Annotated in this window: 15 protein-coding genes; 8 read left to right on the forward strand and 7 right to left on the reverse strand. The window is 63.5% G+C overall.

The features are described from left to right. Positions 1-24: 24 nt before the first annotated feature. Entirely contained in the window at positions 25-609 is a 585-nt protein-coding gene (locus tag TZ03_RS15365; protein ID WP_051098856.1) for a PilZ domain-containing protein, read from the reverse strand. 93 nt (positions 610-702) lie between these two features. On the opposite strand from TZ03_RS15365, the gene TZ03_RS15370 reads away from it, so the two are divergent. Genes TZ03_RS15370 through TZ03_RS15380 form a run of 3 tightly spaced genes read left to right on the forward strand, consistent with a single transcriptional unit; the run spans position 703 to position 3,946 of the window. Beyond that, positions 703-1,953 carry a lipoprotein-releasing ABC transporter permease subunit gene (locus TZ03_RS15370; protein ID WP_051098857.1) on the forward strand — a complete coding sequence of 417 codons (1,251 nt, stop codon included), beginning with the start codon at positions 703-705 and terminating at the stop codon, positions 1,951-1,953. A 7-nt stretch (positions 1,954-1,960) separates the two neighbouring features. Continuing rightward, positions 1,961-2,644: a lipoprotein-releasing ABC transporter ATP-binding protein LolD gene (gene lolD, locus TZ03_RS15375; RefSeq protein ID WP_177328473.1), complete on the forward strand. Its 684-nt coding sequence runs from the start codon at positions 1,961-1,963 to the stop codon at positions 2,642-2,644. A 60-nt stretch (positions 2,645-2,704) separates the two neighbouring features. Then, complete coding sequence (locus TZ03_RS15380; RefSeq protein ID WP_051098889.1) at positions 2,705-3,946, forward strand: lipoprotein-releasing ABC transporter permease subunit; 1,242 nt, start codon at positions 2,705-2,707, stop codon at positions 3,944-3,946. Positions 3,947-4,351: 405 nt separating this feature from the next. On the opposite strand, the gene TZ03_RS15385 is transcribed toward TZ03_RS15380, so the two are convergent. Both TZ03_RS15385 and cinR read right to left on the reverse strand, forming a co-directional pair. Continuing rightward, positions 4,352-5,704 (reverse strand): heavy metal sensor histidine kinase, encoded by a 1,353-nt coding sequence (locus tag TZ03_RS15385; protein WP_051098859.1) that lies wholly within the window; start codon positions 5,702-5,704, stop codon positions 4,352-4,354. Further along, entirely contained in the window at positions 5,701-6,381 is a 681-nt protein-coding gene (gene cinR / locus TZ03_RS15390; RefSeq protein WP_051098860.1) for a two-component system response regulator CinR, read from the reverse strand. Before cinR ends, TZ03_RS15385 begins: the two co-directional genes overlap by 4 nt. A 310-nt stretch (positions 6,382-6,691) precedes the next feature. Between cinR and TZ03_RS15395 the strand changes: the two genes are divergently transcribed. After that, entirely contained in the window at positions 6,692-7,201 is a 510-nt protein-coding gene (locus tag TZ03_RS15395; protein WP_051098861.1) for a plastocyanin/azurin family copper-binding protein, read from the forward strand. Between the two features lie 68 nt (positions 7,202-7,269). After that, positions 7,270-8,100, forward strand: coding sequence for an NADPH-dependent 7-cyano-7-deazaguanine reductase QueF (gene queF / locus TZ03_RS15400; RefSeq protein WP_051098862.1), 831 nt, complete (start codon positions 7,270-7,272; stop codon positions 8,098-8,100). A 143-nt stretch (positions 8,101-8,243) separates the two neighbouring features. Here the strand turns inward: queF and TZ03_RS15405 are convergent, their stop codons facing one another. Both TZ03_RS15405 and TZ03_RS15410 read right to left on the reverse strand, forming a co-directional pair. Continuing rightward, a complete protein-coding gene (locus TZ03_RS15405) occupies positions 8,244-8,507 on the reverse strand; it encodes a DUF4404 family protein (RefSeq protein WP_051098863.1) in 264 nt (87 codons plus the stop codon). Positions 8,508-8,629: 122 nt separating this feature from the next. Continuing rightward, positions 8,630-9,193 carry a phosphonoacetaldehyde phosphohydrolase-related protein gene (locus tag TZ03_RS15410; protein WP_051098864.1) on the reverse strand — a complete coding sequence of 188 codons (564 nt, stop codon included), beginning with the start codon at positions 9,191-9,193 and terminating at the stop codon, positions 8,630-8,632. A gap of 199 nt (positions 9,194-9,392) precedes the next feature. Between TZ03_RS15410 and TZ03_RS15415 the strand changes: the two genes are divergently transcribed. Next, the gene (locus tag TZ03_RS15415; RefSeq protein ID WP_051098865.1) at positions 9,393-10,100 is read left to right on the forward strand and encodes a VacJ family lipoprotein; all 708 of its coding nucleotides are present in this window, start codon (positions 9,393-9,395) and stop codon (positions 10,098-10,100) included. Between the two features lie 72 nt (positions 10,101-10,172). On the opposite strand, the gene TZ03_RS15420 is transcribed toward TZ03_RS15415, so the two are convergent. Further along, a complete protein-coding gene (locus TZ03_RS15420) occupies positions 10,173-10,472 on the reverse strand; it encodes a PilZ domain-containing protein (RefSeq protein ID WP_051098866.1) in 300 nt (99 codons plus the stop codon). 282 nt (positions 10,473-10,754) lie between these two features. Here TZ03_RS15420 and rssB point away from each other — a divergent pair, with 282 nt between their 5' ends. Both rssB and rssC read left to right on the forward strand, forming a co-directional pair. Continuing rightward, positions 10,755-11,936: a two-component system response regulator RssB gene (gene rssB / locus TZ03_RS15425; protein ID WP_051098890.1), complete on the forward strand. Its 1,182-nt coding sequence runs from the start codon at positions 10,755-10,757 to the stop codon at positions 11,934-11,936. Beyond that, positions 11,933-12,415 (forward strand): anti-sigma factor antagonist RssC, encoded by a 483-nt coding sequence (gene rssC / locus TZ03_RS15430; protein ID WP_051098867.1) that lies wholly within the window; start codon positions 11,933-11,935, stop codon positions 12,413-12,415. Before rssB ends, rssC begins: the two co-directional genes overlap by 4 nt. Before the next feature lie 124 nt (positions 12,416-12,539). On the opposite strand, the gene TZ03_RS15435 is transcribed toward rssC, so the two are convergent. After that, on the reverse strand, positions 12,540-14,390 hold the full coding sequence (locus tag TZ03_RS15435) for an alkaline phosphatase D family protein (protein WP_051098868.1): 1,851 nt from the start codon (positions 14,388-14,390) through the stop codon (positions 12,540-12,542). Positions 14,391-14,472 lie beyond the last annotated feature (82 nt).

Consider the following 14,472-nt stretch of genomic DNA (forward strand, 5'->3'; position numbering starts at 1 on the left):
CCTTCAAATCAGAGAAAAATTGGCTCAGGAGGCGGGGTCGTTCTGTTCCAGCTGCTGGCGCCGTTGTTGTTGCTGGCGCTGCAGGATGTAGCGGGCCAGCAGTTGCCGTTGGGCGTCGGTCATGTCGATGAATTCGGTGCCGACCTCGAAACCGCCGCCTGGGCGCGGGTCGCAATGGGTGACTTTGCCGCGCAGCAGCAGGCCATGGGCGCGCGGCATCAGCACCATTTTCACTTTTACCCGGGTGCCGGCGGCAATCTGCGTGGCTTGCGCGAACTCGATGCCACCTTCGGAGATCACCACCGGCAGGGGCTGGCCGACTTCGCCCAGCAGGGTCTGGGCAACCACCGCGCTGAGCAGGTCGAGGCGTTTGTTCTGCGCCCGCAGGAAGGCGGCGAGGGTGCGGTCCTTGTCGCTCAGCTGGCGCAGCAGGTGCTGTGACTCGAAGTCGGACAGGTGCAGTTCACTGAGCAGGTTGAACAGCGGCGAATCATCTTGCAACACATCTGGGTCAAGGGCTTCGGCCGCGCTGAGAGGGCTGATTTGAAGTGCGATCCGATCTTCGATGCGGTAGTATTCGCGGCGATCTTCTTCGTCTAATGTCGTCATGGCGAACCCAAGGTAGCGGCGGTGGTCCGAGTGTAAAGCCGCCGTAGGCGCCTCGCCACAAGGACGTTCCCTTTCATCCGAACAAGCCCCGACATGTTCAGACCTCTTTTCGCATTCATCGGCACGCGTTATACCCGTGCCAAACGTCGCAATCACTTCGTCTCGTTCATTTCCCTGACCTCGATGATCGGCCTCGCCCTGGGCGTGGTGGTGATGATCGTGGTGTTGTCGGTGATGAACGGGTTCGACCACGAGATGCGCACCCGCGTGTTGGGCATGATTCCCCATGCCACGCTGGAGAGCGGCCAGCCCATTGCCGACTGGCCTGCCCTTGCCCAACAAGTAAAGCAGAATCCGCAGGTGCTGGCGGTTGCGCCCTTTACCCAGATGCAGGGCCTGCTGACCCATGACGGCAAGGTGCAGAAGGTGCTGCTCAACGGCATCGACCCGGCCCGCGAGCGCGAGGTGTCGATCATCGACAACTTCGTTCAGCAAGGCCGCCTCGACCAGCTGGCTCCGGGCGAGTGGGGCATCATGATCGGCGACAAGGCCGCCGCCAAGCTGGGCGTGGCCATCGGTGACAAACTCACCTTCGTCGCCCCCGAGGTCAGCGTGACCCCGGCCGGCATGTTCCCGCGCATGAAGCGCTTCACCGTGGTCGGCACCTTCCACGTGGGCGCGGGCGAGATCGACGGTTACCTGGGCCTGACCAACATCGCCGACCTGTCGCGCCTGCACCGCTGGAAGCCCGACCAGGTACAGGGCCTGCGCCTGAAGTTCGACGACCTGTTCCAGGCGCCGCGGGTGGCCTGGGACATCGCCCAGCGCCTGGGCGACCAGGAATTCTACAGCCGTGACTGGACCCGTACCCACGGCAACCTGTACCAGGCAATCCGCATGGAAAAGGCCATGATCGGCCTGCTGTTGCTGCTGATCGTGGCGGTGGCGGCGTTCAACATCATTTCCACCCTGGTGATGGTGGTCAACGACAAGCGCGGCGACATCGCCATCCTGCGTACCTTGGGCGCCACGCCCGGGCAGATCATGCTCATCTTCATGGTCCAGGGCACGGTGATCGGGGTGATCGGTACCTTGATCGGCGCCGTGGTCGGGATCGTCGCCGCGCTGAATGTGAGCGCGGTGATCGCCGGCATCGAGAAACTGATCGGGCACAAGTTCCTCAACGCCGACGTGTACTTCATCGATTACCTGCCGTCGCAGATCCAGGCCCAGGACGTGTACATGGTCTGTGGTGCGGCGCTGGTCCTGAGTTTCTTCGCCACCCTGTACCCGGCCTGGCGTGCGGCCCGCACCCAGCCTGCAGAGGCGCTACGTTATGAGTGAGTCGCGCATGAGTGATAAAGCCGTTCTGAGTTGCCGCAACCTGGGCAAGTCCTACGACGAGGGCCCGGAGTCGGTGCAGGTGCTGTCCGGGCTCAACCTCGAGCTGCACGCCGGCGAGCGGGTGGCCATCGTCGGCAGTTCCGGCTCGGGCAAGAGTACCTTGCTCAACCTGCTGGGCGGCCTCGACCGGCCGACCCAGGGCAGTGTCTGGCTGGCTGGCGAAGAGCTGTCGGCGCTGGGCGAGCGTGCCCGTGGCCTGCTGCGCAACCGTGAGCTGGGCTTTGTCTACCAGTTTCATCACCTATTGCCGGAATTCACCGCCATCGAGAACGTGTGCATGCCGCTGCTGATCGGCCGCACGCCCATCCCCGAGGCCCGTGAGCGTGCCGAGGCGCTGCTCAAGCGCGTGGGTCTGGGCCACCGCTTCAATCACAAGCCGGCCGAGCTGTCTGGCGGGGAGCGCCAGCGCGTGGCGATTGCCCGGGCGCTGGTCAACCGCCCAGGCCTGGTGATGCTCGACGAGCCGACCGGCAACCTCGACCACCACACCGCCCAGGGCATCCAGGAACTGATGCAAGAACTGTCCAGCGCTTCGCGCACCGCGTTCCTGGTGGTCACCCACGACCTCAACCTGGCGCGGCAGATGGACCGTGTATTGAAACTCGACGACGGCCATCTGGTGGCGATCTGATCGACTGCACGGGGTGGCAGGTGCCGCCCCGTTTTCCTGTTTTCATTGGGTGTTTTGTTCATGTTCAGACCCTTGCCCATCTTCATCGGCGCACGCTACACCCGAGCCAAGCGCCGCAACCACTTCATCTCGTTCATCTCGATGACCTCGATGATCGGCCTGTCGCTGGGCGTGCTGGCGATGATCGTGGTGCTGTCGGTGATGAACGGCTTCCAGCGTGAAATGAGCTCGCGCATCCTCGGCCTGGTGCCGCATGCCGCCATCCTCGGCGTGCAGCCGCTGGACGACTGGCACAAGGTGGCCGACGCGGCCATGCAGAACCCGGCGGTAATGGCAGCAGCGCCGATTACCGAAATGGAGGGCATGCTGTCGTACAAGGGGGCGATGCAGCCGATCCAGGTCAGCGGTATCGACCCGGCCGAGGAGGGCAAGGTCTCGATCGTTGGCCAGCACATCGTCCAGGGCCGCCTGCAGGACCTGCAGGCGGGCGAGTTCGGCGTGGTCATCGGCGATCTGACCGCGCGGCGCTTTCGCCTGAACACCGGCGACAAGCTGACTCTGATCGTGCCGGAGATCAGCAAGGAGCCGGGCGGTATCACCCCGCGCATGCAGCGCCTGACCGTGGTCGGCATCTTCAAGGTCGGTGCCGAGCTCGATGGCTCCCAGGCCTATATCCATGTGGCCGACGCCGCTGAGATGCAGCGCTGGGCGCCGGGCCAGGTGCAGGGCGTGCGCCTGAAACTGCACGACCTGTATGCCGCGCCGCAGGTGTCCAAGGCCGTGGCCGCCGGGCTCGGCGACGCCTACCGCGCCGATGACTGGTCGCACACCCAGGGCAGCCTGTTCAGCGCCATGAAGATGGAAAAGACCATGATTGGCCTGCTGCTGATGATGATCATCGCGGTGGCGGCGTTCAACATCATCGCCACCCTGGTGATGGTGGTGAACGACAAGGGGCCGGACATCGCCATCCTGCGTACCCTGGGCGCCACGCCAGCGCAGATCATGGGCACGTTCATGGTCCAGGGCAGCTTGATCGGCATTGTCGGGACGCTGATCGGCGGAGTGCTGGGGGTGATCGCGGCGTTCAACGTCAGCCAGATCGTCGGTTGGCTGGAGCGGGTGAGCGGGCAGCACATCTTTACTTCGGATGTGTACTTCATCAGCAGCTTGCCGTCGCAGTTGCAGTGGGGGGATGTGGCGATCATCTGTACCGCTGGGCTGGTGATGAGCTTTTTGGCGACCATTTACCCGGCCTATCGGGCATCGCAGGTGCAGCCGGCGATTGGCCTGGCGGTCTGAATAACATCTGAGGGCCTAATCGCCGGCAAGCCAGCTCCCACAGGATTGCATCAAGGCCAAGGCCTGCGCTGTACCTGTGGGAGATCACCCAGCCCTATGGGCTGCGCTGTCGCGCAGAGAACTCAATTCGTAAGCGCGACGCGGCCTCTGTGGGAGCGGGCGTGCCCGCGAAGAATCCAACGCGGTGGATGGCACCGGCTGCGCCGGTGTTCGCGGCGGTTCGACGCCTCGACACGCCCGCTCCCACAGAACCCCTGCTAAATCAATAAGTTATCTGTTGTTCTATGAGAGTTGGCTTGCCGGCGATTGGTTCTCACAGGATTGCATCAAGGCCAAGGCCTGCGCTGTGGGAGCTGGCTTGTCGTGGCGACGAACCGCGGCGATGGGCTGCAAAGCAGCCCCGTTTCACTGGCCTTCAGTGAACTCGATCACGAACCGGGTCCAGCCATCCGCACACTCCGCCCGAATGCTCCCGCCATGGGCCTGCACGATCGAGCGGGTAATCGCCAGGCCCAGCCCGGCATGCTCGCTACTGCCTTCCCGCCGTGCCGGGTCCACCCGGTAGAAGCGGTCGAACAATCGAGGTAAGGCAGCCGCTTCGATGGCCGCTCCGGTATTGGCTACGCTGATCCTTGGCCCTGGCTCCAGCGTCACTCGGATCTGCCCGCCCGCCGGGGTAAAGCGCAAGGCGTTATCCAGCAGGTTGGACAGCGCCCGGCGCAGCATGTGCCGGTCACCGTGCAGCACGGCTTCACCCTCGCGCAGCAGCTGCACCTCGCTGTCCTCGGCCAGCGGTGCGTAGTACTCCAGCAGCGCATCCACCTCTTCATGCAGCGCCAGTGGCGCTTGCCCCGGCACCAGCAGGCCGTGGTCGGCCTTGGCCAGGAACAGCATGTCGTTGATCATCTGCGCCATCCATTGCAGTTCCTCCAGGTTGCCGTGCAGGGCCTCGCGGTATTCCTCGAGGCTGCGCGGGCGGGTGAGGGTGACCTGGGTGTGGGTCAGCAGGTTGGACAGCGGTGTGCGCAGCTCGTGGGCGATGTCGGCAGAGAATGCCGACAGACGCTGGAAGGCATCGTCCAGGCGCTGCAGCATGGCGTTCATGGCTGTCGCCAGTTCGGCCAGCTCTTCGGGCATCTGCGCTACCGGCAGGCGGGTGGTGAGCGAGCGTGCCGAGACGCTGGCGGCCACCTGGCCCATCTGCCGCAAGGGGCGCAGCCCGCTGCGCGCGGCCCAGGCACCGAGCAGTGCCGTGGCCAGCGCCGACAGGCCGACGGTCAGCCAGATCAGGCGTTGCATGCCCTGCAGGAAATGCTGGTGGTGGGTAATGTCGAGGTACAGGGTCAATTGTGGCGACTGCGGGCTGTCTTGCGCCAGGAGCACAGCCAGGCTGCGGTAGTCGGTGCCTTGCGCATGCAGGGTCGCCAGCCCGGCGGGCAGCGGCACCTTGGGCAACCCCGTGCGGCTTTCGAACCAAATGGCATCGTCGCCGCCGCTGATGCGTAGGGCCAGGTCGGCCTGGTGGCTCAGCTCATCGCGCAGGGCGGGGAGGCGGGCCTGCAGTTCGGCCGGGCTGGTGAGGCCGGCCAACTGCGTGCGCAGCAGCGACAGGCGCGAGTCCAGCAGTTGTTGGTCCAGTTCGACGAAGTGCTGCTCGCTGGCTCGGCTGAACAACAGGCCGGCACCCAGCGATACCGCGGCGGTGCAGGCGGCGAACAGCAGGGCCAGGCGGCTGCTGAGGGAAACCCGGCGCATCACTCGGCGCGCTCTTCGAGTACATAACCCATGCCGCGCACGGTGTGGATCAGCTTGTTGGGATGCGGGTCGTCGATCTTCAGGCGCAAGCGGCGGATCGCCACTTCGATCACATTGGTGTCGCTGTCGAAATTCATGTCCCACACCTGCGATGCGATCAGCGATTTGGGCAATACCTCGCCCTGGCGGCGCAGCAGCAATTCGAGCAGGGCGAACTCCTTGGCGGTCAGGTCGATGCGCTGGCCAGCGCGCTCGGCGCGGCGACGGATCAGGTCCAGGCGCAGGTCGGCCAGGCCCAGGGTGGTGTCCTGGCTGGGGCTGGTGCCACGGCGCAGCAGGCTACGCACCCGCGCCAGCAGTTCGGAGAAGGCGAATGGCTTGACCAGGTAATCGTCGGCGCCTAGCTCCAGGCCGTGCACCCGGTCCTCGACGGCGTCGCGGGCGGTGAGGAACAGCACCGGTGTGTCCAGGCCAGCCTGGCGCACGGCCTGGAGGATCTGCCAGCCGTCACGGCCGGGCAGCATCACGTCGAGGATCAGCAGGTCGTGGTCGCCGGTCAAGGCCAGGAACTGGCCGGTTTCGCCATCGGTGGCCAGCTCGGTGGCAAAGCCGGCCTCGCTCAGGCCCAGGCTCAGGTATTGGCCGGTACGGGCCTGGTCTTCGACGATCAGCAGTTTCATGTATTTACCAACATGTCAGGGGAGGCACGGTCACTGTGGGAGCGGGCATGCCCGCGAACGGGCGACCGCGGTGGATGGCACGGGCTTTGCCCGTGTTCGCGGGCATGCCCGCTCCCACAGAGATAGCGCAACCTTCTGGATCTTGAGCAAGGCACTTGTCCCTGCCGGGTTTGTCCAGGGCTTTGGCGGAAATGATACGTGACGATGTGCCCGCTCGGCCAAGCTGACAAAGTTGTAATCTCCCTGTCAGGTAGCTGCCAGTCGCCCTGACTAAGGTGGTCTCATCCCGTTGTGTATTCCCGGAGTCATCATGAAACGCCTGTTCATCGCCGCCACCCTTGCCATGGCCAGCCTGCCGACCCTTGCCAGCGAGGCGCAAACATTCGCCTTTGGCGAGCCGGCCCCGGCGGCCAAGGCCACCCGCACCGTCGAAGTGCTGCTCAAGGACATCGCCTTCGAGCCCGGCAGCCTGCAGGTGAAAGCCGGCGAGACGGTACGCTTCGTGCTGGTCAACGAGGGCAAGCTGCCCCACGAATTCAACCTGGGCGATAAAGCCATGCATGCCGAGCACCAGAAGGAAATGATCGCCATGCAGGGCAAGATGTTCACCGCGGGCATGAACCATGAGGGCATGGCTCACGGCCACACCATGGACCATGGTGACGGCCATGGCCACGCTGGCGGCAACACCGTGCTGGTAATGCCCGGCCAGCGCGCCGAGCTGACCTGGACCTTCCGCAAGTCGGCGCCCATCGAGTTTGCCTGCAACGTGCCGGGGCACTACCAGGCTGGTATGGTCGGGCCAGTGACCATCGAGTGACTTGCCCTGCAAGGCGGGGGGCAAAACCGGTAGACTAGAGGCAATTCCGAACCTCTAGGTCAGTTTCCATGCATCCCGCTGCCGAACACTCCCCGCTGGGCAAGTCCAGCGAATACATCGCCACCTACTCCCCGGAGCAGCTGTTCCCTATTCCGCGTACCGCCAAGTGGGCCGAACTGGGCGTCACCGCCCAGACCTTGCCCTGGCAGGGCGTGGATTACTGGAACTGCTTCGAACTGAGCTGGCTGCTGCCATCGGGCAAACCGGTGGTGGCGATCGGTGAGTTCGCCATCCCTGCCGACTCGCCGAACATCATCGAGTCCAAGTCGTTCAAGCTGTACCTCAACTCGCTGAACCAGACGGTATTCGCCTCGCTGGGCGAGTTGCAGGCCTGCCTGGAGAAGGACCTGTCCGCCGCCGCCGGTAAGCCGGTTGGTGTCAAGGTGCGTACCTTGGCCGAGGTCGAAGCCGAGGGCGTGGTGGCTTTGCCGGGGCAGTGCATCGATGTGTTGGACGTTGCCATCAGCAACTACCAACAACCACAGCCAGAGCTGCTGCGCTGCAATCCGGAGCGAGTGGTGGAAGAGACTTTGCACAGCCACCTGCTGAAGTCCAACTGCCCGGTCACCGGCCAGCCGGACTGGGGGAGCGTGGTGGTCGAGTACAAGGGCAGGGCGCTGGACCATGCCAGCCTGCTGACCTACCTGATCAGCTTCCGCCAGCATGCCGACTTCCATGAGCAGTGTGTGGAGCGGATCTACCTGGACTTGAAGAACCTGCTGCAGCCGGAGCACCTGACGGTGTATGCGCGCTATGTGCGTCGGGGTGGGCTGGATATCAACCCGTACCGCAGCACCGGGGCGATCAGCCCGGAGAACAAGCGGCTGGTTAGGCAGTAAGGTTCAAGTCCGCCGGGGGGCGCTTCGCGCCCCTTTCGCGACACAAGGCCGCTCCCACAGATGCTGCGCAAGGTTCTGATGTTGCGCTGTCCTGTGGGAGCGGCCTTGTGTCGCGAAAGGGGTGCAGAGCACCCCCAGCTGTTTCAGATCCCCATGCTGTGCAGCGAGTTGGCAATGCTGCGCAGGGTGGCGGTGAGGTCGGGATGGTCGGCCTCGAAGCGTTCGATCGCCAGGTTCACCCCGTCCACCAGATTGTGGTCCGGCGTGGCTTCCTCAAGTTTCAGTTGCGCCTCGATCTGGCGTGCTTCTTCGTGCAGCGCAGCCAGCTCTTCTTCCGAGAGTGGTACGTTGCGGTCCAGTTGCTCGCGCAAGCTGTTCAGGCGCTCTTGCAATTCGCGGGCAGGCATTGGCAGTTCTCCATCAATGGCTTGGCAAGCCATGGACCTCAGCGAAGCGGCAAAGGTTCTGGCCTGTCTTCAGCGTAATCCACCTGCCGCTGCTTTGCATGATCCGCGTCAAAGGTGCTGTATCAGGGTTTTTCGCCCTTGCGCCGGCGCAGGGCGATGTCTTGCAGGCAGTTGTCCAGCGCTTCCAGATGGTCGATCACCGAATGCACGCCCAGGCTGAACAGTTCCAGTGTCGCCTTGCCGCGGGCCAGGTCCTGTTCCTGCGAGGTCATGGCATGCCATTGCCGCGAGCTGTGGTCACAGAATGGGCTGCAGGCAGCCAGGCCCACTGTCCACAAACCGGCGTTGAGGCCGGACTGCAACAGGCGCGGGTCACCGCTGACCAGCACGCAGCCATCCAGGCGTTCGCTGTCCAGCGACATCAATGCCTGCCAGCAGGCGTTCGGCGCGGGCCAACGCACGCCGTTGACCGAATGCCCCGGCAGCCAGTCGGGCAGTACGTGGGCCAGACGCTTGCTTTGGCTGGTGTCGAGGTCATCCAGCCAGATGCACGGCACCTGGCGCTGGCGCAGGCTGGCGAGGGTGGCCAGGGCGCCTGGGGCGGGCGTGGGCGCGCCGCTGGCAGCCTGCACCAGGCAGCCGCGCAAGCCGAACAGCACAGCAGTGAAGGCGGGTGCAGCGTCCATGGCAACTTCCCTCAAATAGTCCGCAGGCTATTCGGCGATTGTTACCACCCCATGACAGCGCGCCGCGCAACGCTTGTTCACAAAATAATGAGCAAAAATGTGTAAGGCTGTTTATCAGCTCGCAAGCCTCTATACTGCCGCCTTACCAGCAGCGCGACCCGTTGCGCTTGCGGCCAAGAAATTCGATGGAGAGACATCTATGCGTAGGATCGGTGCCGGTGTGATCGAACGAGTCACCCAGGCCTGTGTCTGCGCCAGCATGCTGCTGGCGCCCGTGGCAGCCACCCAGGCAGCCACCGAGGAAGATCCCTGGGAAGCGGTCAACCGCCCGATCTTCCGCTTCAACGATATCCTCGACACCTATGCCCTCAAGCCGTTGGCCAAGGGCTACCAGGCCGTCACCCCGCAGTTCCTCGAAGATGGCATCCATAACATCTTCCGCAACCTGGGCGACGTGACCAACCTGGCCAACGACCTGCTGCAGTTCAAGCCCCACGCGGCGGGCGTGGACACCGCGCGGCTGATCGTCAACACCACTTTCGGCCTGGGCGGCTTCTTCGATGTGGGTACCAAGATGGGCCTGCAGCGCAACGACGAGGACTTCGGCCAGACCCTCGGCTACTGGGGAGTGCCCAGTGGCCCGTACGTGGTCATCCCGCTGCTTGGCCCGAGCACCGTGCGTGACGGCGTGGCCAAGTACCCGGACACCTACACCAAACCCTACCGCTATATCGACCACGTGCCGACGCGCAACTCGATCTTCGCCCTGGACGTGATCGATACCCGCGCCGACCTGCTGTCGGCCGAGAAGCTGATTCAGGGTGACAAGTACATCTTCATTCGCAACGCTTACCTGCAGAACCGCGAGTTCAAGGTCAAGGATGGCGAAGTCGAAGACGACTTCTGATCTGTGAATTTTGGGGCTGCTGTGCAGCCCTTCGCGGGCTTGCCCGCGAAGGGCCCCAAAGCGGACCCAGATTCAGTGCATCGCCAGAATCCGCAACCCGAACTTCTGCTGCCCGTCCGGCTGATCGGCAATCCACACTACTTCGGTGCTGGCATGCAGTCCTTTCAGTGCCGGGTGGTCGGAATCGATCCGCACTTCAATACGGTCCCCCACCTGGAAGTGCTGTGGCGCCTGCACCTGCATGCCGCCGCTGGACAGGTCCAGGCACACCGCCGCGATCACCTGGCCTTCGTGCAGCAGGTTGGCCTCGGTATCGATGCGCATGCGGATGAAATCGCGTTTCTCGCTGTGGCTGGAGGGCGTGTGGGGCATGCTGCATCCTTCCCATTGGGTTGCGCTGGTCGACTTTCTTATAACTCCCGGTGATTTGCCCTGTAAAGTGCGGCGCGGTCGACCCTTGCATGCTTGAAACGCCTGCCGGATGGGAGTACCGTCTGCGCCTTACAAGGTGGCTCTCACAAGTTGCCGGACAGTTGCCGGACAGGTGTTCTTGTCCTACAACTCAAGTAGAGTGTGACCACAAAGTATTCCCGTAGCTGGCCGTCAGCCTTGCCGACACCGCTGCACCAACCCAAATCGGCGCCGTTCGCCCACATGCAGAAAACCAGTGCAACGCTGCTGATCATCGATGACGACGACGTGGTCCGTGCGAGCCTCGCCGCCTATCTTGAAGACAGTGGCTTCAGCGTCCTCCAGGCCAGCAATGGCCAGCAGGGGCTTCAGGTCTTCGAAGAACACCAGCCCGACCTCGTGATCTGCGATCTGCGCATGCCGCAGATGGGCGGCCTCGAACTGATCCGCCAGGTCAGCGAGCGCGCGCCGCAGTTGCCGGTGATCGTGGTGTCCGGTGCCGGCGTCATGAGCGATGCGGTGGAAGCGTTGCGCCTGGGCGCCGCCGACTACCTGATCAAGCCGCTGGAAGACCTGGCCGTGCTCGAGCACTCAGTGCGCCGCGCCCTCGACCGCTCGCGCCTGGTGCTGGAAAACCAGCGCTACCGCGACAAGCTCGAAGCCGCCAACCGCGAATTGGAGGCCAGCCTGCACCTGCTGCAGGAGGACCAGACCGCCGGTCGCCAGGTGCAGATGAACATGCTGCCGGAAAGCCCCTGGGTGGCCGGTGAGTTCGCCTTCGAACACCAGATCATGCCGTCATTGTACCTGTCGGGTGATTTTGTCGATTACTTCCGCGTGGACGAGCGGCGCATTGCCTTCTACCTCGCCGATGTTTCCGGGCATGGTGCGTCGTCGGCCTTCGTCACCGTGCTGTTGAAATTCATGACCACGCGCCTCATGTTCGAACTCAAGCGCAGCAGGATGCGCGAGTTCAAACCGTCGGAAGTGCTCAGCCACATCAACCGCGGCCTGATCAACAGTAAGCTGGGCAAGCACGTGACCATGGTCGGTGGGGTGATCGACGAAGAGTCTGGCCTGTTGACCTACGCCGTGGGCGGCCACTTGCCGCTGCCGGTGCTGTACACCCCCGGGCACGCCCGCTACCTGGAAGGCCGTGGCCTGCCGGTGGGGCTGTTCGACGAGGCCACCTACCAGGACCTGGTGATGGAGCTGCCGCCGCAGTTCAGCCTGAGCCTGATGTCCGATGGCATTTTGGACCTTTTGCCGGGTGATACGCTCAAAGATAAAGAAGCTGCCTTGCCGGATATCGTCAAGGCAGCAGGTGGCAGCCTGGATGGGCTGCGTCAACGATTTGGATTGGCTACGCTTGGGGAGATGCCGGATGATATCGCCCTATTGGTGTTGAGCAGGAACCTTCAATGAGTACCGGTAGAATCCAGTTCGCCGAGCAGAGCGGTACCTTCGTACTGAAATTCGTCGGTGAAGTGCGCCTGACCCTGTGTTCGGCGCTGGATGCGACGATCGAGAAGATTTTCACTGCGCTGAACTTCTCGGCGATTGTCATCGACCTGACCGAAACCGAGAGTATCGACAGCACTACCCTGGGCCTGCTGGCCAAACTGTCGATCCTGTCGCGCCAGAAGGTGGGCCTGCTGCCGACCGTGGTCACCACCAACCCGGATATTTCCCGGCTATTGCAGTCGATGGGCTTCGATCAGGTGTTCAACATCGTCGATCGCCCGATACCATGCCCGGAGTGCTTGACCGATCTGCCATCGCAGGACCAGAACGAAGACGTGGTGCGCTCCAAGGTGCTGGAGGCGCACAAGATCCTGATGGGCCTGAATGACTCCAATCGCGAAGCCTTCCACGACCTGGTCAGTGCGCTGGAGCGGACCTGATCTTCAGCCTGTGCCGGCCCTTTCGCGGGTAAACCCGCTCCCACAGGGTTTTGTACTGGCCCATGTGGGAGCTGGCTTGCCGGCGATAGGGCCAGTGCAGGCAACAGTAATGCTCCCTGCCTGACTACTGTCTGCCAACAAACTCCGTAGCCTCGTCCCCCCCCGCATCCAGCTGAAACACCCGCGCCGGCCGCCCCTGTTCATCGAAGAACACCTGCCCCAACCCTGCGCCATTCCACAAGCGTTCCCCTGCCTTGCTGTGGTTGGGCGTGCGTGGCACCACCTCCATCTCTCTGCGTTTGGTAAACCAGTTGAGCGGTGAGCGCGGCGCATACAGCCAGCGGTTGAGACGGTCGAGCACATCCAGCAGACGCCGGGGGAATTCGTTCTTGATCCCGCTGCTGGTTACCTGCCACAAGTGCGGGCTGCGCTGGCGATGGCGGATCAGCACCTCATAGACGAACGAGTAATGCACATCCCCGGACAGCACCACGTAGTGCCCTGGCGTGCGCGAGTGGCGGAAGATGTTGAGGATGACCTGTGCCGCGCCGCGGTGGGCCATCCAGTTCTCGGCATCCACCAGCAGCGGATAGCCTAGCCAGCTGAATACCTTCTGCACCGTCTCGATCAGCTTCACGCCAAAAATCGGCGCGGGTGACACGATGATCGCTGACGGGTGGTCGAGCAATGCTTGCTGCAACTCGCTCAGTGCTTCCCAGTCGAGCAGGCCGGACGGCCTGGCCAGGCTGGTTTCGCTGCGCCAGCGGCGGGTGCGGGTATCCAGTACCAGCAAGGGCGGTTGGCTGGGCAGGCTGAACTGCCAGCCCTGAAAGCGCAGCAACTCGCCGATCAGCTCATCCTGGGTTTGGCTGTTCATTGCCTGGCATTGCCCGATCAGTGGCTTGCACCCCTCCGGGTCGTTACCCCAGGCCTGGCACAGCAGGTAGCCAAGCAGGGCATTGCCGATGATCCGCCGTGAGAACGGGTTGCCGTAGGCGGTTTCCTCCCATTGCGCCGAGAGGTTCCAGTCATCGGTGATGTCGTGGTCGTCGAAGATCATCAGGCAGGGCAGGTGGGCCATCGCCCGCGCGACCTGGCCAAGGTTATCGGCAAACGCCTGGATCAACGGCAGTTCGTGGCGGTAACGGGCCTGATGCTGGTCGCTGAGCCCGCTGGGCATGTCCAGGTGCACCAACTGCCAAGGCACCGGTGACCACACCAGCAGGTACATGGCCATGACCTCGGCGAAGGTCACCAAGTGGTTGTCGGCGTTGCTGGATGAGAATATCGGCTTGCGCTTGCCGCCGAAAAAGCGCTCGCGCACGGTTTTGTTGCGCTCCTGTGCCGGTAGCAAGTCGGCGCGGTGGTAGTAGCTGGCCGGGTGCTGGTACAGCGCCTGGCTGTCAGGCACCACCGCGCCATCCAGTTGCTCGTCGAACAGGCCCAACCGTGCAATCAGGATATGGATGGCGCGCAGCATGGGGCCGGCGACATCATCGGCGTAAACCTGGTCGCCCGTCATCATTAGCACGGCTGGGCGGTCTTCGGGTTTTTCGCAGGCCTGGAGCAGGCGGTCGGCGCAGAGCAGGCCATCGGCGGCGGGGTGGTGCGGTTTGCGGCAGGAGCCGTGCAGCAGTTGGTCGAGGCGATCGCGCAGTACCAGGCTCGGGCGCTGGGTACCGGGGTAGAGCAGGTGCGGCGCCCAGTCGGCGATGCCCTGGCCGTTGATGAGCAGGTCATAGTCGAGCAACTGGTTGCAGGGCAGGGGGCGGTTGAAGTGGATGTCCAGCAGGTGAATGAAGGCGTGATGGCCTATCGGTACTACCTGGCAATCGACCTGGGCCTCGCTTGCCGGGCAGATGAATTGCGCTTGCAGCGATTCTGTGGCGACCAGCCAGATGGCCAGGCGCTGGGGTTCCAGACGGCGCAGTACCGGGCCGGCGAGGACGAGGGGCAATGGGGTAGAAAAGGTCATCGACAGCTCTGAGGGCTAACTGGCCCCATCGCCGGCAAGCCAGCGCCCACAGGTACGGTACCCATCTCAAGAACTATGCAGT

It is taken from the genome of Pseudomonas sp. 10-1B, assembly GCF_000935045.1.
Lineage (GTDB): Bacteria > Pseudomonadota > Gammaproteobacteria > Pseudomonadales > Pseudomonadaceae > Aquipseudomonas.